Below are 1211 nucleotides of genomic sequence, written 5' to 3' on the forward strand. Positions count from 1 at the left end.
CCTAGAGGAGACGGACGTGAAGAAGAGCAGGTTCAACGAGGCGCAGATCATCGGCGTGCTGCGGGAGCAGGAGGCCGGAAGCCCGACGGCGGAGGTGTGTCGGCGGCACGGGATCAGCGAGCAGACCTTCTATCGCTGGAAGGCCAAGTACAGCGGCATGAGCGTGTCGGACGCGCAGAAGCTGAAGACGCTTGAGGACGAGAACCGGCGGCTGAAGAAGCTGCTGGCGGAGTCGATGCTGGACGTCTCGGCCCTGAAGGACCTTCTGGGAAAAAACTGATCGGGCCTGCAGCGCGCCGGGAGGCTGTGCTTCGCCTGATGGCGGAGCGCGGCTTCTCGCAGAGGCGCGCCTGCGGGCTGGTCCAGGTCGATCCCAAGACGGTGCGTCGCGTGGCCGATCCAGGCGATGCGGACGTGCGGGAGCGGCTGCGGGGCCTGGCGGCGGAACGACGCCGCTTCGGCTACCGGCGGCTCGGCATCCTGCTCGAGCGTGAAGGCGTCAGCATGAACAAGAGGAAGCTCTTCCGGCTCTATCGCGAAGAGGGCTTGGCGGTGCGAAGGCGGCGTGGCCGCAAGCGCGCGACCGGGACACGGGCGCCGATGGCGCTGCCGGATGGCCCGAACCAGCGCTGGAGCCTGGACTTCGTGGCCGACACCCTGAGCTGGGGCCGGCGCTTCCGGATCCTGTGCATCGTCGACGACTTCACCCGCGAGGCCCTGGCGCTGGTGGTCGACACCTCGATCGGCGGCCATCGCATGGCCCGCGAGCTGGACGTCCTGATCGCCCGGCGGGGGAAGCCGGCGACCATCGTCAGCGACAACGGGACCGAGATGACCAGCCGGGCGATGCTGGAATGGACCAATCGCACCGGCGTCGACTGGCACTACATCGCGCCGGGCAAGCCGCAACAGAACGGCTTCGTGGAGAGCTTCAACGGCAAGCTGCGCGACAAGTGTCTGAACGAGGAGGTCTTCGCCAATCTGGCCGAGGCCCGCGCCGTGATCGAGCGCTGGCGGCTCGACTACAACCACGTGCGCCCACACTCGGCGCACGGCGGGCTTACCCCCGAAGCCGTGCGGCTGAACCCCGCGGCCGGGCGGTTGCGCAACGTAATCAGCTCCACCGCCCGGCCGCTACCGCCGGCGATGGAGATCAGCTACCAAACCCCTGGGCTCTCACAATGAATGAGGGACCGGCGGGGGGCAGGTCA

1 protein-coding gene is annotated in these 1211 nt (G+C 68.2%); it reads left to right on the forward strand.

Annotation, left to right across the window (positions count from 1 at the left end; translation table 11 throughout):
- The first annotated feature begins 16 nt into the window (after positions 1-16).
- Positions 17-1185 (forward strand): IS3 family transposase gene (locus P2T65_RS21120; protein ID WP_276200693.1). Its coding sequence is split into 2 segments (ribosomal slippage): positions 17-266 and positions 266-1185, totalling 1170 coding nucleotides; the frame shifts between segments, so codons are not numbered across the junction.
- Positions 1186-1211 lie beyond the last annotated feature (26 nt).

Source organism: Chelatococcus sp. XZ-Ab1 (assembly GCF_029309855.1).
Classification (GTDB): domain Bacteria; phylum Pseudomonadota; class Alphaproteobacteria; order Rhizobiales; family Beijerinckiaceae; genus Chelatococcus_A; species Chelatococcus_A sambhunathii.